This is a genomic window from Clostridium sp. LIBA-8553 (assembly GCF_057782465.1).
In genome coordinates, this window is record NZ_CM173489.1 from 2323531 (window position 1) to 2349514 (window position 25984).

General features: G+C 26.9%; 25 protein-coding genes and 1 other RNA gene. 6 read left to right on the forward strand and 20 right to left on the reverse strand.

The annotated features are described in order from the left end of the window. Positions 1 to 175 precede the first annotated feature (175 nt). Genes AC2JAQ_RS10220 through AC2JAQ_RS10230 form a run of 3 tightly spaced genes read right to left on the reverse strand, consistent with a single transcriptional unit; the run spans position 176 to position 2836 of the window. Entirely contained in the window at positions 176 to 931 is a 756-nt protein-coding gene (locus AC2JAQ_RS10220) for an iron ABC transporter ATP-binding protein (RefSeq protein WP_488456369.1), read from the reverse strand. Continuing rightward, complete coding sequence (locus tag AC2JAQ_RS10225; protein WP_488456370.1) at positions 931 to 1893, reverse strand: iron chelate uptake ABC transporter family permease subunit; 963 nt, start codon at positions 1891 to 1893, stop codon at positions 931 to 933. The genes AC2JAQ_RS10220 and AC2JAQ_RS10225 overlap by 1 nt, the downstream gene beginning before the upstream one ends. Next, entirely contained in the window at positions 1886 to 2836 is a 951-nt protein-coding gene (locus AC2JAQ_RS10230) for an ABC transporter permease (protein ID WP_488456371.1), read from the reverse strand. The genes AC2JAQ_RS10225 and AC2JAQ_RS10230 overlap by 8 nt, the downstream gene beginning before the upstream one ends. Before the next feature lie 246 nt (positions 2837 to 3082). Between AC2JAQ_RS10230 and AC2JAQ_RS10235 the strand changes: the two genes are divergently transcribed. After that, positions 3083 to 3382, forward strand: a complete 300-nt coding sequence (locus tag AC2JAQ_RS10235) for a hypothetical protein (RefSeq protein WP_488456372.1) — start codon at positions 3083 to 3085, stop codon at positions 3380 to 3382. Positions 3383 to 3435: 53 nt separating this feature from the next. On the opposite strand, the gene AC2JAQ_RS10240 is transcribed toward AC2JAQ_RS10235, so the two are convergent. Together AC2JAQ_RS10240 and AC2JAQ_RS10245 are read right to left on the reverse strand one after the other, a co-directional pair. After that, positions 3436 to 4425 carry a polysaccharide deacetylase family protein gene (locus AC2JAQ_RS10240; protein WP_488456373.1) on the reverse strand — a complete coding sequence of 330 codons (990 nt, stop codon included), beginning with the start codon at positions 4423 to 4425 and terminating at the stop codon, positions 3436 to 3438. Positions 4426 to 4664: 239 nt separating this feature from the next. Next, positions 4665 to 4934, reverse strand: coding sequence for a hypothetical protein (locus tag AC2JAQ_RS10245; protein ID WP_488456374.1), 270 nt, complete (start codon positions 4932 to 4934; stop codon positions 4665 to 4667). A 101-nt stretch (positions 4935 to 5035) separates the two neighbouring features. Here AC2JAQ_RS10245 and AC2JAQ_RS10250 point away from each other — a divergent pair, with 101 nt between their 5' ends. Beyond that, positions 5036 to 5689: a TVP38/TMEM64 family protein gene (locus AC2JAQ_RS10250; RefSeq protein ID WP_488456375.1), complete on the forward strand. Its 654-nt coding sequence runs from the start codon at positions 5036 to 5038 to the stop codon at positions 5687 to 5689. Positions 5690 to 5833: 144 nt separating this feature from the next. Here AC2JAQ_RS10250 and AC2JAQ_RS10255 read toward each other — a convergent pair whose 3' ends face one another. The 3 genes from AC2JAQ_RS10255 to AC2JAQ_RS10265 all read right to left on the reverse strand — a co-directional run bounded on the left by AC2JAQ_RS10255 (position 5834) and on the right by AC2JAQ_RS10265 (position 8064). Beyond that, on the reverse strand, positions 5834 to 6196 hold the full coding sequence (locus AC2JAQ_RS10255; RefSeq protein WP_488456376.1) for a hypothetical protein: 363 nt from the start codon (positions 6194 to 6196) through the stop codon (positions 5834 to 5836). 129 nt (positions 6197 to 6325) lie between these two features. Then, positions 6326 to 7642 (reverse strand): murein hydrolase activator EnvC family protein, encoded by a 1317-nt coding sequence (locus tag AC2JAQ_RS10260; protein WP_488456377.1) that lies wholly within the window; start codon positions 7640 to 7642, stop codon positions 6326 to 6328. 209 nt (positions 7643 to 7851) lie between these two features. Next, the gene (locus AC2JAQ_RS10265) at positions 7852 to 8064 is read right to left on the reverse strand and encodes a hypothetical protein (protein ID WP_488456378.1); all 213 of its coding nucleotides are present in this window, start codon (positions 8062 to 8064) and stop codon (positions 7852 to 7854) included. Positions 8065 to 8570: 506 nt separating this feature from the next. Here AC2JAQ_RS10265 and AC2JAQ_RS10270 point away from each other — a divergent pair. Further along, positions 8571 to 8759: a hypothetical protein gene (locus tag AC2JAQ_RS10270; protein WP_488456379.1), complete on the forward strand. Its 189-nt coding sequence runs from the start codon at positions 8571 to 8573 to the stop codon at positions 8757 to 8759. Positions 8760 to 8885: 126 nt separating this feature from the next. Here AC2JAQ_RS10270 and ssrS read toward each other — a convergent pair. The 4 genes from ssrS to helD all read right to left on the reverse strand — a co-directional run bounded on the left by ssrS (position 8886) and on the right by helD (position 12121). Then, positions 8886 to 9082: non-coding RNA, 6S RNA (gene ssrS, locus AC2JAQ_RS10275), on the reverse strand. A 59-nt stretch (positions 9083 to 9141) separates the two neighbouring features. Next, the gene (locus AC2JAQ_RS10280) at positions 9142 to 9537 is read right to left on the reverse strand and encodes a hypothetical protein (RefSeq protein ID WP_488456380.1); all 396 of its coding nucleotides are present in this window, start codon (positions 9535 to 9537) and stop codon (positions 9142 to 9144) included. A gap of 18 nt (positions 9538 to 9555) precedes the next feature. Continuing rightward, a complete protein-coding gene (locus AC2JAQ_RS10285) occupies positions 9556 to 9813 on the reverse strand; it encodes a DUF1292 domain-containing protein (protein WP_488456381.1) in 258 nt (85 codons plus the stop codon). A gap of 16 nt (positions 9814 to 9829) precedes the next feature. Beyond that, positions 9830 to 12121 (reverse strand): RNA polymerase recycling motor HelD, encoded by a 2292-nt coding sequence (helD, locus tag AC2JAQ_RS10290; protein ID WP_488456382.1) that lies wholly within the window; start codon positions 12119 to 12121, stop codon positions 9830 to 9832. 187 nt (positions 12122 to 12308) lie between these two features. On the opposite strand from helD, the gene AC2JAQ_RS10295 reads away from it, so the two are divergent. After that, positions 12309 to 12779, forward strand: coding sequence for a ferritin-like domain-containing protein (locus AC2JAQ_RS10295; RefSeq protein WP_488456383.1), 471 nt, complete (start codon positions 12309 to 12311; stop codon positions 12777 to 12779). Positions 12780 to 12821: 42 nt separating this feature from the next. Here the strand turns inward: AC2JAQ_RS10295 and AC2JAQ_RS10300 are convergent, their stop codons facing one another. Together AC2JAQ_RS10300 and AC2JAQ_RS10305 are read right to left on the reverse strand one after the other, a co-directional pair. After that, positions 12822 to 13628 carry a cation diffusion facilitator family transporter gene (locus AC2JAQ_RS10300; protein WP_488456384.1) on the reverse strand — a complete coding sequence of 269 codons (807 nt, stop codon included), beginning with the start codon at positions 13626 to 13628 and terminating at the stop codon, positions 12822 to 12824. 238 nt (positions 13629 to 13866) lie between these two features. Beyond that, positions 13867 to 15129, reverse strand: coding sequence for a hypothetical protein (locus tag AC2JAQ_RS10305; protein ID WP_488456385.1), 1263 nt, complete (start codon positions 15127 to 15129; stop codon positions 13867 to 13869). A gap of 144 nt (positions 15130 to 15273) precedes the next feature. Here AC2JAQ_RS10305 and AC2JAQ_RS10310 point away from each other — a divergent pair, with 144 nt between their 5' ends. Next, a complete protein-coding gene (locus AC2JAQ_RS10310) occupies positions 15274 to 15939 on the forward strand; it encodes a hypothetical protein (protein WP_488456386.1) in 666 nt (221 codons plus the stop codon). A gap of 231 nt (positions 15940 to 16170) precedes the next feature. Here AC2JAQ_RS10310 and AC2JAQ_RS10315 read toward each other — a convergent pair whose 3' ends face one another. After that, positions 16171 to 16332, reverse strand: coding sequence for a hypothetical protein (locus tag AC2JAQ_RS10315; RefSeq protein WP_488456387.1), 162 nt, complete (start codon positions 16330 to 16332; stop codon positions 16171 to 16173). 481 nt (positions 16333 to 16813) lie between these two features. Here AC2JAQ_RS10315 and AC2JAQ_RS10320 point away from each other — a divergent pair, with 481 nt between their 5' ends. Continuing rightward, entirely contained in the window at positions 16814 to 17971 is a 1158-nt protein-coding gene (locus tag AC2JAQ_RS10320) for an FUSC family protein (RefSeq protein WP_488456388.1), read from the forward strand. A 46-nt stretch (positions 17972 to 18017) separates the two neighbouring features. On the opposite strand, the gene AC2JAQ_RS10325 is transcribed toward AC2JAQ_RS10320, so the two are convergent. The 5 genes from AC2JAQ_RS10325 to AC2JAQ_RS10345 form a co-directional block, all read right to left on the reverse strand. Beyond that, on the reverse strand, positions 18018 to 21272 hold the full coding sequence (locus AC2JAQ_RS10325) for an SNF2 helicase associated domain-containing protein (protein ID WP_488456389.1): 3255 nt from the start codon (positions 21270 to 21272) through the stop codon (positions 18018 to 18020). A gap of 197 nt (positions 21273 to 21469) precedes the next feature. Further along, positions 21470 to 22471, reverse strand: coding sequence for a LacI family DNA-binding transcriptional regulator (locus AC2JAQ_RS10330; protein WP_488456390.1), 1002 nt, complete (start codon positions 22469 to 22471; stop codon positions 21470 to 21472). Positions 22472 to 22546: 75 nt separating this feature from the next. Next, positions 22547 to 23452: a ribose ABC transporter substrate-binding protein RbsB gene (rbsB, locus tag AC2JAQ_RS10335; RefSeq protein ID WP_488456391.1), complete on the reverse strand. Its 906-nt coding sequence runs from the start codon at positions 23450 to 23452 to the stop codon at positions 22547 to 22549. A gap of 21 nt (positions 23453 to 23473) precedes the next feature. Continuing rightward, positions 23474 to 24409: an ABC transporter permease gene (locus AC2JAQ_RS10340; RefSeq protein WP_488456392.1), complete on the reverse strand. Its 936-nt coding sequence runs from the start codon at positions 24407 to 24409 to the stop codon at positions 23474 to 23476. A 13-nt stretch (positions 24410 to 24422) separates the two neighbouring features. Next, on the reverse strand, positions 24423 to 25928 hold the full coding sequence (locus AC2JAQ_RS10345) for a sugar ABC transporter ATP-binding protein (RefSeq protein WP_488456393.1): 1506 nt from the start codon (positions 25926 to 25928) through the stop codon (positions 24423 to 24425). Positions 25929 to 25984 lie beyond the last annotated feature (56 nt).

A 25984-nucleotide genomic window follows, 5' to 3' on the forward strand; every position in this document is an offset into this window, starting at 1 on the left:
AGGAATACAATCTCATTTCATTCGATTGCATAAGTTCAAGTTGCCAAATTGAAAATTTGGACTTTCACTTAACCTTTAGCTATTATTCTGAAGTAGATAATAGCAATACTTTGCGAAATTAAGCTAGGTCTTAAGTAATATCTAAAATTAACATTCATCTGAAACATAGCTTTTATTAAAAATAAACACATAATTTATTGCCATTAAAGTTTTTAATTTCAAAATCTATTTCATATATATCTTCTAAGAATTCTTTGCTAATTATCTTAGATGTATCATCATTTCTAGCAATTTTACCATCCTTCAATACAACTATGCTATCTGAATAAAATGAAGCAAAATTTATATCATGCATAACTATTACTACAGTTTTATTCAAATCATTTACTAAGCCTCTTAAAACTTTCATCATCTTAACTGAATGCTTCATATCTAAGTTATTTAATGGTTCATCTAGCAAAATATATTCTGTATTTTGAGCTATTACCATTGCTATATATGCCCTTTGTCTTTGTCCACCTGAAAGTTCATCTAAATATCTGTTTTCTATATCTTTAAGTTGCATATACTCTATTGCATCATCAATATATTTATCATCCTCTTTTGTCAGTCTTCCTTCATTATGTGGGAATCTTCCAAAACTAACCAATTCTCTAATTGTAAGCCTAACATTTATGTTGTTAGACTGTCTTAGTATGGCTACTTTTTTTGCTAATTCCTTATCATTCCACTTTTCTAAAGGAACGCCATCAATAATTACTTCTCCTTCATCCTTACTCATTATTCTAGAAATCATGGATAAAACAGTACTTTTTCCTGCTCCATTTGGTCCTATAAAAGATGTTATTTTTCCTTTATTTATATTAAAGGACACATCATCAACAACAAATTTATTACCATACTTTTTACTTAAATTTTTTATCTCTATCATTACTTATTCTCCTTTAACAATAAATATAAGAAATATGCTCCACCTATAAAGTTTATAATTATACTAACTGTACTTGTGTAGTTTAATATTCTTTCTACTATAAATTGTCCACCTACCAAAGCTATTACCCCCATTAGAGAAGCTCCAGCTATGAGCACACTGTGTTTGTAAGTACTAAAGAACTCATAGGATAAATTAACTATTAATATTCCTAAGAATGTTATTGGACCTACTAAAGCTGTAGATACTGACACTAATATGGCAACAACCACTAAAATCTTTTTAGATAATTTATCATAATTTATTCCTAAGTTTATAGCGTTTTCTCTTCCTAAAAGTAAAACATCTAATTTCTTTATATCGTCATACATAAAAGCAAATATCAATAATACGATAACTATTGTTATAAACAATATATCCGTATTTACATTGTTAAAGCTTGCATATAAGCTAGTTTGCAAAGCTTCAAACTCATTTGGATCTATTAATACTTGCATAAAAGTTGATAATGTCTTAAATAAGGTTCCAAGTACTGTTCCCACCAATAACAAGAAATAAATATTATTGCTCTTCTTAAACATAAATTTATAAAGAATCAAGCTTGCAAATATCATACATAAAACTGATACTCCAAAATTAACTTTATGATTTAACATTACAACGCTGCTTGTACCAAATATAAATACGGATAATGTTTGTACAAATCCATATAAAGAATCTAACCCTAATACGCTTGGAGTTAAAATTCTATTGTTAGTAACTGTTTGGAATATCATGGAGGAATATGCTATTGCCCCTCCTGTTATTATTATTGCTATAACCTTTGGTACTCTTTTGGAAATATTGTAATCCCAATTGTTCTTGTTTAATCCTTGAAATAAAAATAATAGTACAACTGCTAAGGCTATAACTCCTAATAATATTAATTTTTTTCTATCACTTTTTAAGATTGTCCTATTCATTTTTGTTCCTCCTAAAAATAAGATAAAGGAATACTATACTTCCAATAGTTCCTACAGTTACACTTATAGGAATCTCATAAGGATATATTATAAGTCTTCCAACAATATCACATACAAGAACAAATATTGCTCCAAATAAAGCTGTATGCCAAATATTTTTACTTAAATTATCCCCCATCCTTAGAGAAACAATATTAGGTACTATTAATCCTACAAAGGGAATACTCCCAACAGTTATTACAACTAAAGCTGATACCATAGCTACTATTGAAATACCTATATTAGCTACCTTATTAAAATCTAAACCTAAGTTTTTTGATATATCCTCTCCCATACCTATAATGGTAAATTTATTGGCATATAATAATGCAATTATCATTAATGGTACTGTTAAATACATAAGCTCATAATTGCCTTTTAACACCCCCGAAAAACTTCCTTGCATAAATGAGCTCATATTTTGAACCATATCAAACTTATAAGCTAAAAAGTCTGTTATCGCTCCTATTACATTTCCAAGCATAATACCTATCAAAGGTATAAAAACTGCATTCTTATACTTTATCTTTTTTAAAATTTTCATAAAAATAAAGGTTCCTATTATTGCAAACACAAAAGCCCATATCATTTTTTGCATTAGAGTTACAGATCCAAATAGTAAAGTAGTAAATAAGATTCCTAGCTTTGCTGAGTCTATTGTAGCCGCTGTTGTTGGTGATACAAATTTATTATTGCTTATTTGTTGCATTATAACTCCTGATACACTTAAGCCTACCCCAGCAAATATTATACTTAAAAGTCTTGGTAATCTACTTATTAAAAGTACTTCTATCTTATCTGTATTTCCAGCTAATATATCTTTAAACCCTATATCATAAACTCCTATGAAAATTGATACAAATGATAATATGATTAAAGCTAATATTAAGTATCTCTTTTTCATAATTTAAACTCCTTAAACAATTAAATTTTCTATGTCAAAATTAATCTTTAATTTCTTCTACTCCATCAGTTTAATGAGAATAATTATCAAAGTCAATATATAATTATTTTCCTTAACCATTTATTATCATTAGTAATCTTTTGTACACAACTAAGGAAAATTTTGTATTATTGTTTTATTTAAAAGGAATTTATAGTAAATAGAAGAATATATACTATAACCTCTATTTTTAGTAAGGAGTTAATTATGAATATTGACGATTTAAAAGAAGTTCAAGTAAAAAATAATAAAATGATTTCTGAAATTCATTTTAAAGAACAATGTAGTTGGCTTAGAAATTCAAAAAAGAAAAAAAACTTAGAAGAAGATTTTTCAAAAGAAATTTATGATGATTTTCAAGCGAAAAAAACTTATTTAGAATTAGTTGAAAAAGAAATTAAAGATATTTTTTCAAGTAAAGAATTTACAAGTAAAGAAAAGAAACACATATATGAACTAACTAATGAAGCTTTTTGGAAATGGAAATTTAACATAACAAAAAAATAATAAAGCATCATTAGTATTTTTCTAATGATGCTTTATTATTTTTATTTGCTTTGTTATTTATTTGTTTTATCTGTATTATTTTGAGCTTGATTATTATCACTTTCTGTTTTTGAAGTGTTTTTTATAACTTTAAATTCATAACCTTCACTCTTATAGTAATCTATTATTTGTGGTAATATTTCTATAGTTTTTTCTTTTCCTGCTGCATCATGCATAAGGATAACTACATGATTTTTTCCTTTTGATGTCTTCTTAACGTAATTAAGCATTTCTTCTGTAGTATATGGTTTCCCTTCTGCATCCCCATCTAATGCATTCCAGTCAACATTTACTATTCCATTTTCTTGTAATGTATTATCAAATTGCTGAAGAGAAGGATCTTTATAGTATTTTCTTGTACCATAACCTCCTGGCATTCTTAATACTCTACAATCAAATTCTTCCCCTAAAATACTCTTCATTATATTATTAGTCTTATTAAACTCATTCATAAAAGTATCTATATTTAATTTATTATTTGGATATAGCTTTTTAAAATCATGACTATAGCTATGATTTGCAATTGCATTTCCACCTTTTATTTCTTCTTTTAAATACTCTTGTCTTTTTGAATCTTTTTCTATACTACTACCTAAAACAAAAAAAGTTGCATGTACATCTTTTTCCTTTAAAATATTCAATATCTTTTCTGTAGAGTTTGATGGTCCATCGTCAAATGTTAAAAACACATATTTTCCATCACCTTTATATGTATCATTAGCCATTTCTTGAACATCTTTAGCATCTACAGCATATTTATCAGCTTCATATGTAATATTCATTCCTGGCATTATATCATCTGGATTAGGTTTTGTTTCCTTAACCTTTTCTGTTTCTTCTTGCTTACTTAAAGCATTGCTCTTAGCTGAGTTATTACCTATCATTGTAACAACTTTTGTTCCAACCAATAATAAAATTATAATTACTAAAATCCCAAAAAATATTTTAAAAAAACCATTTTTATTAGAATTTCTTCTTTTTTTTGAAAATATTCCTTTACTCATCATTTCCTCCTATGTTAACTTCATTTAAATATCATTAGAATAAGTCCACTTGTCCACTTATATAATTATCTTTTAAAACTTAATTTTTATCATTTCAAAATAGTTACATTTTTTTAAATAAATATTAATATTTTAAAATCAAACTCAAACTCTATTATATATCATTCTTGAATAGATTTTCCAATAAAAAAAACGAGAATAAACTTAAAATAATAATGTTTATCCTCTCTTTTTATTAGCTAGCTTAAATTATTTTTAAAATACATAATTCCATACATTATTGTTGAAGTTAGTAAAAGTATTAATTGAATTAAAGAAATACCACTTATTAAACGGCTATTGACATTTCCATAAATAAAAGTTCTTCTCACTACTTCTACCATCAAAAATATAGTTAAAGTTTTAAGGTATATTTGTTTCTTTTCTAAATATTTGCAATAGCATATGTATAAAATATATATAAGACATGCAACGACTATTAAACTTATAAAAAAATCTCCATCTAGCATTCTCTCACTCCTTACCCAAACTATATTTTAATTGAGTTTTACAATCCTACAATTTTATTTTACAATAAAAAGTGCTTAATAAATATAAAGGATGGTTAATAATGAAGAAATTTTATAAAATTTTTATTTCTCTATTCATAATTGCACTTATATTAATCATGTTCTACTTTATGAATAAAGATATAATGAACGTAGATACCTTAAAAAACTTAATTTTAGATTCTGGCTATTTTGCTCCATTAATATATATAATAGCTTTTTCTCTGGTCCCATTAACATTTTTCCCAGACTCTCTATTAGCTATCTTTGGGGGAACCATATTTGGGTTGAGTAGAGGTTTTTTATATACAAGTATAGGAGCTTTAATAGGTGGAAGTATTTCTTTTTTCATTTCTAGAATATTAGGGCAATCTTTTGTAGAAAAGCTAGAAAATGATAAATTAAAAAATATTCAAAACCTATTAAAAGATAATGGATTTCTTATGATTTTACTTTTAAGGCTAATACCTTTATTTCCATTTGATTTAATAAGTTATGGTGCTGGTCTTACTAAAATATCATATAAAGATTTTCTTTTAGGAACTTTGATAGGAACAATTCCTGGCATACTTGTATTCGTAAATTTAGGAGCTCAATGGATTAGCTTTAATAAAGAAAGCATCTATTTATCAGTAAGCTTACTAATTTTATTTATAATAGTATCTTTATTTCTAAAGAAAATTTATATCAACAAACATCTATCTAAAGAAAATTAATATTTAAGATTTCGTTCGTATATAATAAAAATAGCTATATCAAAGTTTAATATTTACTTTGATATAGCTATTTTTTATTTGAAAATTTTATCTTTTTAATTTTATTATCTTAATATCCTCAAATAAAAATAATTAGAATAAATTTTAATTTTTATAACTGCTCATATTTATTGTAGGTATGTTATTTAGTCTTGCCCATCTATTAAACATATTAAAAACATGCTTTTCATCCAATTTATCTCTCAATTCCTTTTCCTCATCTTTACTGCAAGATAAATATTCTTTAAATAAAGCTTTCTCACCTTCTTGTAAAGATTCTATGAAATCTTCTTTTTTATCTAAAGGCATATTATTGAATTGATTTTTAAAATCAGTATTAAAATCTTTTCCGGCTTGCCCATTTGAATTTTTTGAGAACCACTTAAAAGCAGCCTTTACATTAAGTAATGATTCAAATAATAATCCTATTGCTAATATTACTATTCCTACTACAATTAAAGCCTTCATTTTATCACCTCCAAAATAAAATATTATATAAAGTCCATTAGATACAAAAGGAGTATATTAAAAATTAACTCCAAAGAAAGTCTTTTATAGTTTTCTTTGCTAATATAATTTTAATACACTCCCTTTAAATTAACTTATATAATTCATAGGATTTACCCATTCCCCATTTATCATTATTCCAAAATGAAGGTGTGGACCTGTACTATATCCAGTTGATCCTACGTAAGCTATTACTTGTCCTTGTGTTACATGTTGACCTGCTTGTACAGCAAGACTAGATGAATGTCCATATAAAGTGCTTGTACCATCACCATGGTCTATTATAACCATATTACCATAAGCCGTATTCCATCCTGCTTCAACTACAGTACCTGACTTTGAAGCCAATATAGGAGTTCCATAAGGTGCACCTAAATCTGCTCCTGTATGAACACTTTGTTTTCCTGTTACTGGATGTGTTCTAGGACCAAATGGATCTGTAACTCCACCTGGAGCTGGTCTCATAAATCCACCTGAAGTATTTTTGTTTCCACCTGAGCTTTCACTACTTCCTGAACTTGAACCTGAGCCTGAATTACTATTGTTTTTATTAGTAGTATTATTATTTGTTTTACTACTATTATTTTGATTTATTAAATTATTTATATAATCTTTAAGATTTGCATTATCTTCTTGATAACTATTTATTTCATTTAATATATCTTTTTCTTTTTGACTTAAACTATCTATTTCTGCTTGTTTTTGTGCCTCTAATGAATTTAACTCCTTTAATTGAGATTCATATTGACTTACTAAAGTGTCATATTCTTTCTTATCAGTTTCTAATTTAGACTTTTGATTTGATAGGTCTGTTTTTTGACTTTCTAATTGAGCCTCTTCATTTTTTAGTTCATCTTGAACTTTCTTTATGTCATCTATTAACTTATTGTCAGTATCAACAATATATTTTATATTTGATACGTTACTTATGAAATCCCCTACATCTTTTGATTCAAGTATTATGTATAAAAATTGGTTACTTAAATTTGACTTATATGCACTTCTTATCCTACTAGCAAGTATTTCTTCTTTTGCTGCTTCTTCTTTTTTCTTCTTATCTATGCTCTTTTGAACATCACTAATTTGTCCTTCTAATTTATCTATGCTAGTTTTTAAAGAATCAATATCACTTTTATATTCATCTACCTTCTTTTGTGAACTAAGTAACATTTGATTTTTTTCAGCTATTTGATTTTGTATTTCATCTAACTTACTTTGAGTTTTATCTTTTTCAGAATTTAAGTCACTCTTTTTATCTTTAAGGTCATTTATCTTGCTATTATTATTATCGATTTCTTGTTGTGCCTCTTCTTTTGTTTTAGCTTGTACAATATTACTACTGTTTATTGAAACAGCAAAAATCATTGTTACGCTAAGTATAACAGCTGTTAGTCTTCTTCTGTTCATAATATTTCTTCACCTATCTCTTTATATATATTATTTTGCTAAAACACTACATACCAAAATATTATACACTATAAAGATAAATTTGTTAATATAGCCAGTATACACTATAAACATTGTTAACATTTATTTAATCTTAACTTCAAAAAGACTATATAAAAATCAGCTTTCTTATATTTTAAAGCATGTTTTTATATAGTCCCATTTAAAAATTAGAATCTTTCATTTGAAATTTCATCATCAATAAGTTCCTCTAATGTTTTGAACTTACTACCCTCTTTTAAGTAATGTTTTTTTATACTGTCTTTCATTTCAGATAATGAAACCTCAGTATAAAATTCTTCCTCTTTAAAATCATGTTTCATTCTTTCATATATTCTTCTTATTATATTTTCTTTATCTTTAACGCTTATTTCCTTGCTCATATGTTTCTCTCCTTATTCAATTTAATAATTTATTCATAAATATATTATACACATAGGACTTAATATATTAAAGTAATTATTAAAATATATTTATAGTTTTCTAATTTTTTTTATTGTTTAATGTTATAATTATTTTACTTTAATTAATATAGAAAGGGTTGATTAAAATTAGAAATTCTAATATAAATATCATTGATAAATTTAAATTTTTCTTTGGTTTTGAAAGAAATAAGATAAGTGAATTATTAGGCATTAGTGTTGATTCTAAAATAAGAGTATTGTCTTTTTATCTTTATGTTGGTCTAATATGCTTATTAGCTCTTTTTCAAATATATGCAATATTAAATATACTTGAAAGATTATTATTTGTTATTTTAAGTTTGTTTTTATCAGTAGAGCTATTGTACTTTTTAGTTTCAAAAAAACATAAAGATTCTTGATTTAATTCACCAAATCTCCTATTTTTTCTATACTATTACTAGTATTTTAATTTTAGGAGGTTTTTTATGAGCAAATCAGCATGGGATTATACCTTAGAAATTTTATCCTTAATGGGAGATATTGATTATTATAATGATTTACTAAGTAAAAATTTAAATCCTAAGGATAGAGAAATATATTCTAGAAAAATAGATGCTTTAGAAAGTAAGCTTTTCACTATGAAAGAAAAATTAAAAAATACATTCATTCTTTAAAGTAGCTTGTTTTAAGCTACTTTTTTAATTATGCTTTGTTTTAAATTAAAGCTACTCGTAAATTATACCTATTTATAAGAAAAAAAGGTTCAACTTCAAAAGTTGAACCTTTAAACAAACTCAATTAATATTCCCAAATATGCCGTCACACTTATAATTTTATACCTGCCTCTCGCAGGTGGGTTCCACTCAAACTAACTCGATCATCTTCTGTCACAAAAGTGAAGTTAAAACTTGAAGCCCGATCTCCTTAGCTTTTTTGCAAATCCCGTATTTATCATGTAGGTTAAAATTAATAAGCTTCGCGTACATCTCAGGATTGATTATGTTTTTATTATAACATAAGATTATAAAAAATCAACCTTGATCTTTTATAATTTTTTTACTTTAATTCATCTAATATATCATCTATTTCTAATTCTTCATCTTCTGGTAAAAATACAGCTATGAATTGCTTACCTGAGTAATTAGTAGCATCAATTTCATATCCCTCGGCCTTAGCTATAATTTCAAAATCCTCCATAACCTCTTCTAGAATCTCTTCAACACTATCTGTTGCTATATCATCTAAATATGGAATAACTCCTTCTACAATCCATGGATTGCTATCCTCTTCATAATCTGTCTCATCATTTGCACAAGCTTTAGCACCCTGTATTTCTACATCTTCAAAATCATAATAAAACTTAAGGGCCAATCTGTTATCTTCAGAAGAAACCTCTTCTACTTCTGTTAATCCATTGGTAGATAAATAATTTATTATTCTGTACTTATCCATAATATCCCCCTTTTTATTTTAGTATAATAATTTCTTATATTCTTTTTTTACTAATCTAAATTCTTCATCATCTTCAACTAAGTTATACTCAACTGAATCATTTACTTTATCAACTCTGAAAACAAAGTCATCAGCTTCATCTCCACCACCTTCTAATGGTGAAAGAACTATATATTCTTTCTTATTCTTTTCACCTAGGTATATTTTAGCAACAACCTCAAATTCAACTTTATTTCCCTCTTCGTCTCTAAAGGCCATTATTTGTTTTTCTTCCATTATTACTCCTCCTAAATCAACCTATTAAAGTTGATTTTTCATCTTTATAAAATATATATTCATAATGTAATGCTCTAGTTAAAACAACGTATAAAAGTTTTTTATCTATTTCATTATCATTATAATTCTCTTTACTTAAATTATAAACTATAGTGCAATCAAATTCTAATCCCTTAGTAAGATATGAAGGTATAATTATTAAATTCAAATCAAATTCATTTTGATCATCTTTAATTAGTTCAAAGTCATACTTGGAGTATTTTTTAACTGCAGTTTTTATTTTTTTACACTCATCAAGAGTTTTTCCAACTATAGCTATTGAATTTTTTCCTTCACTCTTTATTTTTTCAACTATCTTATCTAAACTTTCACAAAAATCTTTTGCATTATTAAATTGAATTTCCTCTGGAACCATTCCATGTCTTAGAACTGGCTTTGCTGGCTCTTCATAAGTATTTTGTTTAACTAAAACCTTATTTGCATAATTTATTATTTCAACTGTACTTCTATAACTTTGGCTTAAATGCCTATATTCTGCATTCCCATCATATACTAACTTAATAGCTTCCTTCCAATCATTAATACCTTTAAATGAATATATTCCTTGCCCAATATCTCCAACTATTGTTAGAGAATTTCCTGAGGCCATCATAGACATAACATATAATTGTAGCATAGAGTAATCTTGTGCTTCATCAATTACTATGTGTTTTAATAGACTACTTTCTTCAATTCCTTCTATTCTAAATTTTAAATAAAGCATAGCAGCTAAATCATCTGCATCTATTATTTTTTTATCTATATTATTAGCCAAATTTTCTTTCATATATACAGCTAACTTTTCAGGGATTTTTCCTGCAGTTACCTCATCAAAGATCTCTTTATTTTCAAAAAAATTTCTATAGACATTAGTTGTATCTATGCCTTTCCATTGCTTGAAATATTCATTAAACTCTTTCTTAGCTGATTTTTTTATTTCTTTTTTATGATTATCCCTCTCGTCATAAAGCTCAATAAGTTTTTGTCTTCTTTCTTTAGAATCTTCCATTTCCTTTTTAAGCCTAGCTATTCTGTACTCATATTGGAAATCAACCTTATCTAAAACCTTACTTATCTTTTCTCCTAATTTTTTAGAAAAATAATTTTTTATTTCATCTTTTCTCTTATTTACAGGATACTTTATTAAATCCTTTAAAAACAATCTCTTGATTTCTTTAGAATCAAAAATCGAGTAACCACAAACTTTTATATTATCTATATTACTGTCTTCTCTTTCAAGAACTTGAATATATCTATCTAACATTTCTTTAAAAAGTATAGAACCTTTTATTTTACTATCACTCATTATGTATTTATTTTTCTCTAAATCGTTCTCTAAAATTTCTACTAATTTTTTATCTTTAGTTATGACTTTTCCTTTTTTCCCTAGCTTCTTTAAAGCTAATTCTTCAAAAGTCTTCTGCTCAACCTTTTCAACACCAAGATTAGGTAATACCTCTGAAATATAGTCTAAGAATATTTTGTTCGGTGCTATAACCAATATATCCTCACCTGTTATATTTCCTTTGTATCTATATAGAAGATATGCCAATCTATGAAGTGCTACAGTAGTTTTACCAGAACCTGCTGACCCTTGTATTATTAAAGGCGAATTCTTAGGTGCTCTTATTATATCATTTTGCTCCTTTTGTATTGTAGCTACTACATCTTTTAATTTTGTTCCTGTACTATTTTCTAAGTTTATTCTAAGGAATTCATCTATTAAACCATCTCCCTCTTCATCGAGACCAGATTTTAAGATTATTTCATTTATTCCTTCATCAAAACATTCTTTAAGGTTATGGTCATCATCAAAAAGGAATTTTCTTTTTAAACTAAGCTCTCCTTCAATTACGCCCATAGGTGCTCTGTAATATGCTTCTCCTTGAGTTCCACTATAATAAAGATCTGCTAAAGGGGCTCTCCAATCTATTACCTTCTCTTCTCCCTCCATTATATCTCCAAGACCACATTTGCCTATATAAAAACTTTCAAAATCTTTTCTATATTCTCTAAAATCAATTCTTGCAAAGTATGGCTTATCATAAGCTTCTTTAAATTTATCTAATTCTTTTGATAAAAAATCAACAGATTTCTTAATTATCTCTATTTCAGGGTCATATGCTCCTTTAGATCTTTTATTCAAAGTATCTAGTTTTTCATCTGTTTTAGATTTTTCATTTTTTAATCTTTCTTGTTCACTCGCAATCCATGTTTTAGTTTCTGAAAGTACTTCTCTTTCATAACTTAAAACCGTATTATCACTCATAATAAATACCTCCTTCACTAAGCAACTTTATTAAATTTTTCCCATAAAAATCATCAATGAATTTAATTATACTATCTTAAAGGTAACTATACAAATTTTATAATAAAAATTATAAATAAAAAGGGAAATTCTTTAAAACAACATTATTTTTTTGATAAAAGGACAAAATAATAGAGAGGTGATATTCATGGAAAAAGTTACAGATAGAACTCCAAGCGAAGCTCTAAATGATAATCTCAAAGAACTTTATATGGGTATTGATATTTTTAATCATTACTATAAAAAGTGTAAATCTAATGAACTAAAAAATTTGCTTGGAGATGTTATAAATCTTTATAAGAAAGAAGCTACAGAGCTTTCTAGTAAAATTTCATCATTAGGAGGTTCTCCTGCATCTAGTATTGGTATTTCAGGTAAAATTTCCGAAACTCTCTATAGTATTAAAACCCTTACTGCGGATACAGATAGTGAGATTCTTGAAGAAAGTATAAAAGCTTTTAAAACCGGAATAATTGCGTTTCAAAAAGTTTTAGAAGATAAAGGTGATCAATTAGATTCAGATGCTGTAAATTTGTTGAAAAATATAATAAAAGAAAATGAAGAACTTAGTAAAAAACTAAATGAATATTCAAGTCCTCACCAAGCTGATTTCTTCTAAAAAAGGGTGTGTATTAAAATTTTGTTTTAATACACACCCTTTTTATATTGCCCACTTTTTATCCTTTGTAAAAGAAACGTTGAGCCATTTTTCATAGTTTATATGATTTAATGAATTAAAGATTTTTTCTCTTAATTTATCCATTTCATCTAATGCTTTAATGTTAGATTCTTCACTACATATAAAATCTATTTCTATTCTTAAATCTCGTCCAGTTTTCGAAACTCTTGTAATAGCCTCTTCAAAGTTATATTCTTCTTCTATTCCTTTTACAAGTTTACTTATTTCTGAAGTTATACTATCATCAGCTTTAAATTCTAATAGTTCTTTTAGTCCTTCTATAAATGCTTTTACTGGCATCTTTATGAAAATTGATGAACATATAATAACCATTAGTGGATCTACATATCTATTAACCCAAACAAATTCTGTATGTTGAAGTATGTTTGCTATTAAAAATCCTATTAAAACTCCCGTACTTAAAAGAGTGTCCATAAGCCACTGGTTACTTTCCACTATTAATAAGCTTGAATTGATTGTCTTCCCTTTTCTTTTTAAGAAAATATATGCAACCACACATCCTACTGTCGATATTATAGCATATATTAATGCATAACCATATTCAACCTTATTCCCACCATTTAACAAATCTCTAATTGCTCCACTCAAAGAATATATACACATCATAAATATTGCCAAAGACATAATTATGACTATTAAAGGTTCTATCATCCTTTTACCAAATGGATATTTTTCATAATCTTTTTTACTTATATAGACACTTCCTAATATAGCCAGCAAAGATAAACCTACACTAGCTAAAGAATACATACCATCAAACAAAATCATTTCCGATTTTACAATTCATCCCCATGCAATACCTAATACTGCAAAAAATAATGCTCCTAATGCTGATATCTTTAACAAATAACTTTCCTTCTTCATAAATTCACCTCAAAATAAATCTTCTAATATTATTTTATGATTTTTCAAAGTAAATTTCACTCACTAATAAGTTATATAAAAGACACTAATATATTATTATAACCTTATTTTAAATTTAATATAAAACCTTTTAATCACTATTTCACCTTAAACTTCTACTTATTTTTTCCTTTTTTAACCTTACTTCAATTTTTTCTTTTAATAACAACGCATCTTCTTTTGAAGGATAAGGATATTGAAAACTTAAATCCATATTTATCGACTTTAAAGCATCTTCTAACGTCCCTGAAATAAATTGTGAATTAGATAAATAGTACCAATATATAGGAACCGACGGATTTTTGTCTACTAGTCTACTGTAATATTTAACTAAATTTTCAAAATATTTTTCATAAAGATCTCTTGCATTTACTAAATTATTATTTGCATTGTATCCATGTCCTTTTATAATATCTACTAATCCCCATTCCCCTTTAACCTCTTCAAGAATAATTAGATATAATCCTTTAGCATATCTATATGCAGCAATAATTTCCTTATTTCCATCATTATTTATATCAACCTCATTAGCAAATAATACTTCACTATCCTTATTTATAAACCTTTTTACTACTTCCACTAAATTTAACCTTTTTATTTTTGTATCAATTATAACTTTCCCTTCATTAGTGCCATAATATTCTTCTAAATTTCTATAATTCTGATTTATAGATCTTCCTTCCAAATTAACAGTTTGGTTTATTATTTTAAACTCTTTATTTTTCCAACCAACTATGCTTTGAACATAACATATGTTATCTGAATCAGACTGCCCTAATATTTTTTGTAATATGCTTATGCTTGCAACTTTGTTTCCCATTTGATAAAAAGGATAGCATTCCCATACTCTACTTATATTAGCTTTTTCTTTTTCATGTTTAACTTTACCTGAGTTATCATAAACAAAGTCTAAATAGTATTTATAATTTTCTCTTAATACAACAAAATATTTCTTATTCCTTTCATAATTTAATACTTCTAACTCATAATTATTTCTATAAAAAGCCATTATCTTATTTTCTTTAAAAAATGTATTACTATTAAAAATTTCTACAATCCTATTATTTTCAAAAGAAAATATTTGGCATTTGACATATCCACCAAAAGATTCGCTAATACTTCTTAAAAATATCTCTTTTTTTATACTATCTCTAAAACTTATCAATTGCATATCAAATTTATAATGATCTTTTTCAAGTGGAAGCTCATAGATATTTCCTGTTTTCTTATTATTAACTAATAAAAAATTATTTTGCTCACAAACTGCTCCTAAACATGATACAATATAAACTTCCTCTTTATTTCCATCACCAGTAAGATCGCCACTATCGTAATCTATGATTTTATCATATTTATTTAAATCCATAATAACCTCCATAGATATCTACATTATAATAATAGTTTATCTTAAGCATTCTCATCTGTTACTTTCATATAAAAATAAGTGAACTTTAACTTAATTTAGTTTATAATTGAATTAACAAAACCTTATAGATTGGAGATAAAATTCATGACTAAAAAGAAAAAGAGGCTTTTAATAGTTTTATTATCATTACTAATTGTTATAATAGTATCTTTTTTAGGTGTAAAAATAGTTTATAATTCCTACTTTGCTCCTAAAGTAGCAGTAACCCCGATAGACTCTACCATAGAACTTGATAACTGGAATTTAATAAAAAAGTTTCTTCCTAACAACGTAAATCTTTCTTTAAAAGAACTGAATATTGAATCAACAACTGAATTTTCTGATTCTGAATTAACAGACTTATTTATACTTGCTTTAAGAGAAAACCCTAATGCAATAAAAAATCTTACTGGATTAAAAGTTGATATAGAGAATAATGATATTAATGTTTATATAGATGTTAATTATAAAAACATCCCATTTCAAGGTAAACTTACTTTTACAGCTCAAAGCAAGAATGGAAAAGGAATACTTCATTACAAAGAAGGAAAAATTGGATTTATAGATATTCCTAAAGATGTTATTTTTGAAAATCTACAAGATAACTCACTACTTTCCTTTGATAAAAATAATGGTGATATAATACTTTCTTTTAATGATGTAATTAAGTATCTTCAAATAAAATCTATAACAGTTGAGAATGATAAGATAATAATTGTATTTAGCGGAACGGTTCCTTTACTTAGTGCAATTTTTCCAAATATGAATTAATAAAAAGCTCTAACTTTAAAATAGTTAGAGCTTTTTTTCTTATATAAACATAAATTTATATATTAAGTGAAATACTAAATTAAATTTATATTTTTTAGGTGATTATATGATTGATAAAGCTATAAAAAAATTTAATTTAGACATAGACTCAATGAAACGTGAGGGTTCCATTGCCTTTTTAACATTTTTAACCTCTTGGATATTTTTCGGAATTGATAATGCAATCTTGGCCTATCCCATAGCATTAACATCATCAGTTCTTTTAAAAGAAAATTTTAAAATAAGTCCTTTAGAAAAAACTCTTAAGCTTATATTTTTATATTCATCTTTGGTACTCTTATCTTTTTTAGCTTCAAGCAACCTTATATTAGGATTTATAATTAATTTTTTCACTATATTTTTTATTGCTTATAAATTTTCAGTTAGTTATACCCCCTTACTTTATAAGCCATTTTTAATGTTATATGTTTTTACCTACTTCTATAAAATAGATTTTCAAAGTCTTCCGAAAAGACTCTTATCTATTCTATTTGGTTTTAGCTTAATAATAATATTCCATCTCTTTATAAATAAGTTAAGTTATAAATCTCTAATAAAAGAAAGCATAAGCAAATCAATCCTTTTATTAGAAGGTCAAATTGATAATATTCTTTTAAAAAATTATAATTTAGACTTGCAAAAATCTATCTTTAAAGAAATGAACAATATTTGTTATAACCTTTATACTACTAGGAGAAGAAAAACTTTAACAAATAACCTAGGAAGTATTCAATTTAAAATATATATAATATTAGAGAACTTAAATTTAAACCTAGCTAATTTAAGCATTCTTTATTCTAAGATTAACTATAACAGCACAATAATAGAGTCTTTTTTGAAAGAATTAAAAGAATCTTTATTAATTTTAAAATCATATTTAGATGATGAAATCTCTTATTATGAAATAGATAAACAACTTAATAAATTAAATAGATTTCATGAGAATTTACCAGATCAATTTACATTTATTCATGATATATCTACTTCAGTAAATAATCTTTATTTATATCTAGCTGATATGAATACTCTCGAAGAAGCAGAGGGATATAAATCCTACACGCCTTGGAAAAACACTGATAAAAGCCAATTTAAATTTAAAGATTCATTTTATTTTGGAACAATCAAATTTAACTTTGCCTTAAGAATTTCATTGACATTAAGTATTGTCTTATTGCTTAGCTCTTTATTTGATTTTGCTAAAATGAGTTGGCTTGGAATTACTATAATGTCCATAATGCAGCCTTACTATGAGGAAACATTAAACAAAAGCAAAGATAGATTTAAAGGAAATCTCTTGGCAATCTTTCTGGTAACCATTATTCTAAATCTATTTCAAAGTCAAGCAGTTTACATTATTGTGTTAACTACAAGTTTATATTTAACCTATGCTTTCAAAAGTTATTATAAACTCTCCTTATTTACTGCTATGTCAGCTATTTGTATGGCCTCTTTAAGCTATGAAGTAAATAATTTAGCATTTTTCAGAGTTTTCTATTTAGCTTTAGGCATAATAATAACTTTTTTAGCTAATAAATTTCTATTTCCTTATAAACTAGATAATGGAATTAAAGAATTAACTCTAAAGCTAATGAGATATTTAAATATCTTAGCTGAGGAATTAATAAAAAATCCTTCTAAAAATCAAGAAAGAATAATAAATTTAACAATCCATATAAACCTTATGTGCAATAAACTCTCCCTTAGAAATATCCAAAAAGGGAATTCTAATATTTCTAGATTAATTGCATTAACTCAAAATTTAACAGCCTCTTTAACCTATTACACCTTGCTAAAAAGAGATTTAGGATTAGTATGTGGGATTAATAAAGATGAATTAATAAAATTTCAAAGTCAATTACAGGTTTTGCTTGAAGAAAAGGCTTCTTTAACAGACATAATAATTCTTTTAAATAACACACTTGATTCTTTAATAAATTGTCCTTATTCAAGAAAAGTAAACTATAATCCATCCTCTAACGGTTTAATACTATAATTTATAAAAAGCTATATGAATATTTTCATATAGCTTTTATTTAAATTTATACTAAATAATCCACTTTAAATAAATTCATTACCTCTTCTTCACTTAATGTATTAAAGGTATTTCCTACTGATAGTTCTCCGTCTTCAATAACCTTAGAAATTAAAGTCTTTTTTTCCTCTTGAAGAGCTATTACTTTTTCCTCAATAGTTCCCTTAGCTACTAATTTTATAACTTCTACCACATTCTTTTGCCCTATTCTATGTGCTCTATCTGTAGCTTGTTCTTCCACAGCTGGATTCCACCAAGGATCAAAATGAATTACAATATCTGCTGAAGTCAAGTTTAAACCAGTTCCTCCTGCTTTTAAACTTATTAAAAACACTGAGTTTTCACCATTATTAAAATCATTAACCATCTTAACTCTCTTCTTAGATGAAATACTTCCATCTAGATAACTAAAGGAAATTTTTTCATCTTCAAGTCTACTACTTATGTTCTTTAAAACAGAAGTGAATTGTGAAAAGACAAGTATTTTGTGACCTTCCTCTATTCCTTGATTTAATATTTCCATTAAGGCTTCTATTTTTGCACTTTCTCCAATGTAGTCATTTATTGTTACAGATGGATCTAAGGCTAATTGTCTAAGCTTAGTTATATATGATAAAATCTCTATCTTACTCTTATTAAATTCTTCAGCATCTTGTTTCTTTTCCATAATTGATAAAGCGTTATTAGCATATATAGAATAAACCTTCTTTTGCTCCTCTCCTAAATCAACTAAATGCATTTTTTCAATTTTATCTGGTAATTCCTTTATAACATCTTTCTTCTTTCTTCTTAATATAAAAGGTTTTATAAGAGTATGTATTTCTTCTAAAACTTCTTTGCTTTCATTTAATTTCTTATAATATCTAACAGTAAATCTCTTTCTATCGTAAAGATATCCTGGCATTATAAAATCAAAAATTGACCAAAGTTCCATAAGAGAATTCTCCATAGGAGTTCCAGTTAAAGCAAATTTATATTCAGAGTTAACCTCTTTTACAGCCTCTGAATTTTGAGAATCCGGATTTTTAATTGCTTGTGCTTCATCAATAAAACAATAATCAAAATTTATCTTTTTATATTCTTCTAAGTCTCTCTTTAGTAAGTTATAAGTAGTTATTATGACATCCTTGTTACTTATATCTTCTAAAATTTCCTCTCTTTTATCCTTACTTTCGTTTAATACTTCCACAACTAAATTAGGTGCAAACTTTGTAAACTCATCTTTCCAGTTATATATTAATGAAGTTGGAGCAACTATTAAGGTTTTCTTTCCTTTATTAGAAAGGATAAAAGTAATAGCTTGAAGAGTTTTTCCAAGCCCCATCTCATCTCCAAGTATTCCACCTAATCCTAGATGTTCTAAGGTTTTAAGCCAATTGTATCCAAATTTTTGGTATTCCCTAAGCTCAGCATTAAGCTCCTTTGGAACCTCAAAAGAAAGTTTGTTTATATTTTTAAACTTACTTCTTATCTCATTTAATTTCTTCTTTCCCTTTATATATCTAATTCCTTGTTCTTCTATATAGTTAGCTATAAATAAGGCTCTGTTATTGCTAACCTCTAAGCTATTATTATCTAAAGAATCTGTATCAAGTGAATCCACCAGTTTTAAAAACTGCTTTAATTCTAACTCTTCTAAATCAAGAAATTCTCCACTTTTAAGCTTATAAAATTTCAAATTATCTCTAAATGCTCTAAGTATTCCTTTTGTCTCCTCACTAGATATATCTCCTATTTTAAAATCGAACTCAAAGTAATTATACCTTCCTGGTTTAATATCTCCCTTTATACCTTTACTTCCTAGACTTTTGATTCCCTTAAAATTTTCAGAATAGTAGACTTCTCCATACTCTTGTATCTTACATATGTCATGTTTAAAAAAGCTAAATATGTATTCATCTCCTAAGTAAAAATAAAACTTTTTATTTATCTCCTCAAAGCTAAATCTTTCAATTAAAGCAAGAACTTCTTTTTCTTTTTTTATATCTCTATAAATTATTTTTTCCTTACAGTCATCAAATATATTAAATTCATAAGCTCCGTATTTTACTTTTAAAGTTAAATTTACTTCTTTTCCCTCTTTATCAAAATAAAAGTTAAATTTTACTGGCTCCAGCACTGTCTTATTCATTATATCTTTTGAAAGGGATACATTATCAGTTAAATCTCTTAAAGCAGGAATTAGCTTTCTAAAAACTCTTTCTTCCTCACACTTATCAATATTAATAACCTTCCCCTCTGAAAAAACATCTAAATAGTTTTTTATCTTATAGCAAAACTCTTTTTTAGGAATATATATATTAGTCCCATATAGAAAAACGTCCGCTCTATCTCCTAAAACTTTAGGCATTCCATTTGGAGAGCTTAATTCAAAATTATTTTTTAAATCCTTTAAAGAAAAATCTATTGGTACCTCTTCAAAAAGCACTTCTCCCTCAACTGCTCTATAAAAGAAGCCTTCATTCAAATAAACTCTGTGATTTTTTATTATACAAAAAAAATCTCTTACTAAATAATTAGGTATTTTTATACTTTTTCCATCTATAAATGTATCTCTATTTCTTAGGAAGCTTTTTATTGGTTTTTCTATTTCTTTTAAAGTTTCTATAAACTCTATTAATTCCTTATCCTTAGGACTTAATCTTTGCTCCCTTATGTCAAAAGTAAAAGTCTTACTGTATCTAATAGGAATTTTATTGTAATATGATACTAAAAACTGCTCAATATCTTTTAATATATAAAGCTTATTTGAACTCATTGATTTAGTTCCTATTTTAAATTCAGCTAATATACTATTACTCCACTCATTTTTATTTATATATACTTCTATTTTTAGTTCTTCCTTCTCTAATTCTTCTTGAAGAATTAAGTCCAAAATTTTATTTTCACTCTTTTTGCAAAATAAGTTTTTATTTTCTCCAAATTCTTTCTTTTTAGCTAAATCTTCTAAAGCTTTATAAAAAGTTGCTACTAAATGCTTACAACAGTAATTCTCCTTACTAAATTCATGTTTTTCATAATCAGTACAAGTACAATATGTTGATAATATTCCCTTCGTTCTAATATCTATCTCTAAGTTAGTATTATATTTACTAAATAATTGCTCTGAAATTACTGTTCCATTAACAGCTATTAGATCTTCTTCATTCTCTATTTTTATGGATTCCACTAGGTCATTATTGATAATTCTTTGCCCTTTATTATAGTTTCTTCCTGTAGTTTCTTCTTTAAATCTTTGTAACAATAAATCTTGAACTAACATATTTACTCCTCTATTTCCGTGCTTCATATCTTATAATTATAACATAAAGTTATTTTCACTGAAAAATTAAGTGAACTTTGCTTTTTCATATTAAATTTATTTTTTGTAGTTTTTACTCTGAAATCTCTTAATTTTAATAATCTCAATAGACAAAAAAATATCAGATGTAAATACTACATCTGATATTTTTTATATGACTATTCTACTGTTCCTCTTTCAACTAAAGAAGGTTCCAAATTTATTATTTTGCTTTTTAAAGACTTATTGTTTATTAAATCCATAAGCAACTTACATGAATACTCTCCAATTTTATAGATAGGTTGTGCTATAGTAGTTAGCTCTGGCTCCATATAAGAACATATATTGATATTATCATAACCTAGTATGCTTATATCTTCAGGTATTTTGTAGCCGTTTCTTATTAAGTATTTCATACCTCCAATTGCCATAACATCACTACTATAAAAAATTGCATCTACCTTTTTATTATTTTTAATTATTCTCTCTGTGGCATTTATTCCGCCTTCCATAGAGAAATCTGATTCTTCTATTATGGTCTCACTAGATATTCCCAAGCTCTTGGCAGTATTTTTGAAACCTTCTAGTCTTAAATTAGCTATTTCTAAATTAGCCTTTCCTGTAACAAAGGCAATATTCTTTTTACCTTTATTAACTAAGTAATTTACTCCTAATTCAATTCCTTTCTTATTATCACAAAATACACCATTAGCATTTTTTTCATCTGAAACCATTCTATCAATCATAACAAAAGGAATCTTATTATTTTTTAGAATTTTAATCCACTCTTTACCATCACCACAAGCTGCTATTATAACACCATCTACTAATTTACTAATTAAAAGTTTTAAGTACTCCTCTTCTTTCTTTTTTTCATTGAGAGTGTTGCACAAAATAATACTGTAACCATGCTTTTCACTTTCAATTTCTATGGCCTTTGCCATTTCTGAGAAAAAGGGGTTTTGAATATCTGGTATTATCATTCCTAAAGTATAACTCTTTTTAGTACTTAGGCTTCTAGCTAAGGAATTTGGTATATAATTCATATCTTTTGCAGCTTTAAATATTTTTTCTCTAGTCTCTTTTGAAACATTTATTTCTTTATTATTTAACACCATAGATACAGTGGTCTTTGATACATTTACTGCTTTAGCTATGTCTAGTAATGTAGTTTTTCCCATTTTACGCAACACCTCTTGTCCGCTTCGTTTTGTAACAACAGTAATTATACCATATTATGCCTACTTATACCCTAATTATTTAGTATATACCTTAAGGTCTGCTGCTATTTTATCTTTAACACTTTCACCATTATATATCTTATTAGCTAATTCTACTCCTAATGCTCCAATTAGATCTGGTTGTTGAGCTATTGTAGCTGTCATTTCATTAGCATCTATAGAATCTTTAGCATCATCATTTCCATCGAATCCTATAACTAATGCATTTATTCCACTAGCCTTAATTGCTTTAACTGCCCCTAAAGCCATTTCATCATTGTGAGCAAATACAACTTGTATATTAGGATTAGCTTGAATTATATTTTCCATAACTTGAAGACCTTTTTGTCTATCAAAATCAGCAGCTTGTATTGAAACAAAGTTAAATTTATCATTTTTATCCATTATATTATGGAATCCTTCTCCTCTATCCCTAGTAGCTGATGCTCCTGGAATACCTTGTATCTCAACTACATTTATTGGTCCTTTTTCATCTTTAAATTTATCTAATACATACTCAGCAGCCATTTCTCCACCTTTTATATTATCTGAAGCTATATGACTTGTTATTTTTCCACCATTAGCTTGTCTATCTAATGTTATAACAGGAATATTACTTTTGTTGGCAACTTCAACTGTTTTAACCACAGCATCACTGTCTGTTGGATTTATAAGTAATGCAACAACACCTAATTGTATTAAATCCTCTACATTCGCTCTTTCCTTAGCCGGATCATTTTGAGAATCTAATACTACTAAGTCATACCCTAACTTTTCTGCCTCTTTTTCTGCTCCCTCTTTCATATTTACGAAGAATGGGTTGTTTAATGTTGATACAACCATACCTATTTTAGGTTTGTTATCTTTTGCACATCCCATAAATGAAGTCATAAGCATCATGAGTATTAACCCAACTGAAAATATCTTTTTATTTATACGCATAAAACTCACCTCTTAAGCTTCTTAATTTTTTCTACTCTTCTTGTCTAAAAGTACTGCTATTAATATAACTAATCCTTTTACTATTGATTGATAGAATGGTGATACATTCATAAGATTTAATCCATTATTAAGTACACCTATAATAAGAGCACCTATTAAAGTACCTGTAATTGTTCCTTCTCCACCAGCTAAGGATGTTCCTCCTATTACTACAGCTGCGATAGCATCTAATTCAAATCCTGTTCCTGCGTTAGGTGAAGCAGATCCTATTCTACTTGTTATAATTACACCTGCTATAGCAGAAGCAAATCCTGATACTACGTAAACTAAAGTTTTTATTTTATCTGTATTTATTCCTGATAATCTTGAAGCATCTTCATTTCCACCTAAAGCATATAAATATCTTCCAAATCTTGTTTGTGATAAAACATATACTGCTATTATTGCTATTATTACAGTTATTATAACTGGAATTGGCATAAATCCTATTTTACCATTTCCTATTTTAACAAAGGCTTCAGGTAATTTTGATATTGGAGTACCATCTGTGAATACTAAAGTAGCTCCTCTAAAGATTGTCATTGTTGCTAAAGTAACTATGAATGCTTGTAACTTTCCCTTTGATACTAATAAACCATTTATTAATCCTACTACTATACCTATAACAGCAGCGACTATAATCGCTAAGAATACGTTTCCAGTTGACTTAACAATAGATGCTCCAACTGCACCACTAATAGCTAAAGTAGATCCAACTGATAAGTCTATTCCACCTGTTAATATTACAAAAGTCATACCTATCGCTATGATTGCATTAACTGAAACTTGTGTAAATACGTTAGTTATGTTCGATACACTTAAAAAGTTTGGAGTAACTATAGTAATAACTATGCATAATAATACTAGTCCTATAAGAGATTTATATTTAGATATATTTGCTTTAACATTCGCTTTCATTATTTAATCCTCCCTAATTGTTTATTCCAACTGCTAATTTCATTATACTTTCTTGGTTTGCTTCATCTCTTTTTAATTCTCCTGAGATTCTTCCTTCACTCATAACCATAATTCTATCACTAATACCTAGTACTTCCGGTAAGTCTGAAGAAATCATTATTATAGCTTTTCTACTAGCTTTAAGTTCATTTAAAAGCTCATAAATTTCTTTCTTTGCTCCTACGTCTATTCCCCTAGTTGGCTCATCAATTATTAACACTTCTGGAGATAACATAAGCCATTTAGCAAGTATAACCTTTTGTTGATTACCTCCACTTAGATTCTTAATAAGTTGTTCCTTATTTGGAGTTTTAATCTTTATTTTTTTAATATAATACTCTATATCCTTAGTCTCTTCTTTTTTATCAATGGCCTTAAACTTATTCTCATATTTTTTAAGATTACATAAGGTCATATTTTCTCCTACAGACATTCCTAAAATACATCCTTCTTTCTTTCTATCTTCTGAAAGATAACATATACCATTATTTATTGCATCACTTATAGAAGTTATATTAATAGGAGTTCCATTTAGAGAAATTTCTCCTGAAGTCTTTTTATACTCTCCAAATATTGTTTTTGCAAGCTCTGTTCTTCCTGAGCCCATAAGTCCTGCAACTCCTAATATTTCTCCCTTTCTAAGAGTAAATGAAGCATCCTTTACGCCTTCCTTACAGCTAAGATTTTTAACTTCTAAAGCTAAATCTCCCTTTTTAACATCTCTGTATGGAAATTGGTCCTCTATGGTTCTTCCAACCATCATAGCTATAAGCTTATCATTATCTATGTCTTTTATTTCTGCACTTCCTGCATATTTACCATCTCTTAATACTTCTACTCTGTGACAAATCTTAAATATTTCTTCCATTCTGTGTGATATGTATATTATTGCTATTCCCTTTTTTCTTAAGTTTTCTATTACTTTAAAAAGGTTTTCAGTTTCTACATCAGTTAAGGCTGTAGTAGGCTCGTCCATAATTATTATTCTAGCATTTTTAGTTAAGGCCTTTGCTATTTCTATCATTTGCTTTTCCCCTACATTAAGAGTACTAACAAGTCTATTTGGATTTATGTCACAACCTATTTGTTCTAAAAACATTTTGCTTCTTTCATCTAGTAACTTTTTATTTATTCTTCCTGTAAATTTACTATGTTTTTCATTCCCTAAAAATATATTTTCTGATACAGTTAAATTATTTAAAACACTAAGTTCTTGGTGAATTATTGTAATTCCAGCCTCTTCTGCTGATTTAATTCCCTTTACCTCAACTTCTCTTCCTTCAATAAATATTTTACCTTCATCTTTTTTATATACTCCACTTAGTATTTTCATTAAAGTTGATTTTCCTGCTCCATTTTCTCCCATTAAAGCAGTAACTTCTCCACCATAAGCCATTAAGCTAACATTATCTAAAGCTTTGACTCCTGGAAAGGATTTTGATACACCTACCATTTTTAGCATTGGTGTTCTTTCACCCATTTACTACACCTCCCAAAACAATTCCTATTTTGTTAAGAATATTCTACCCAGTAAAT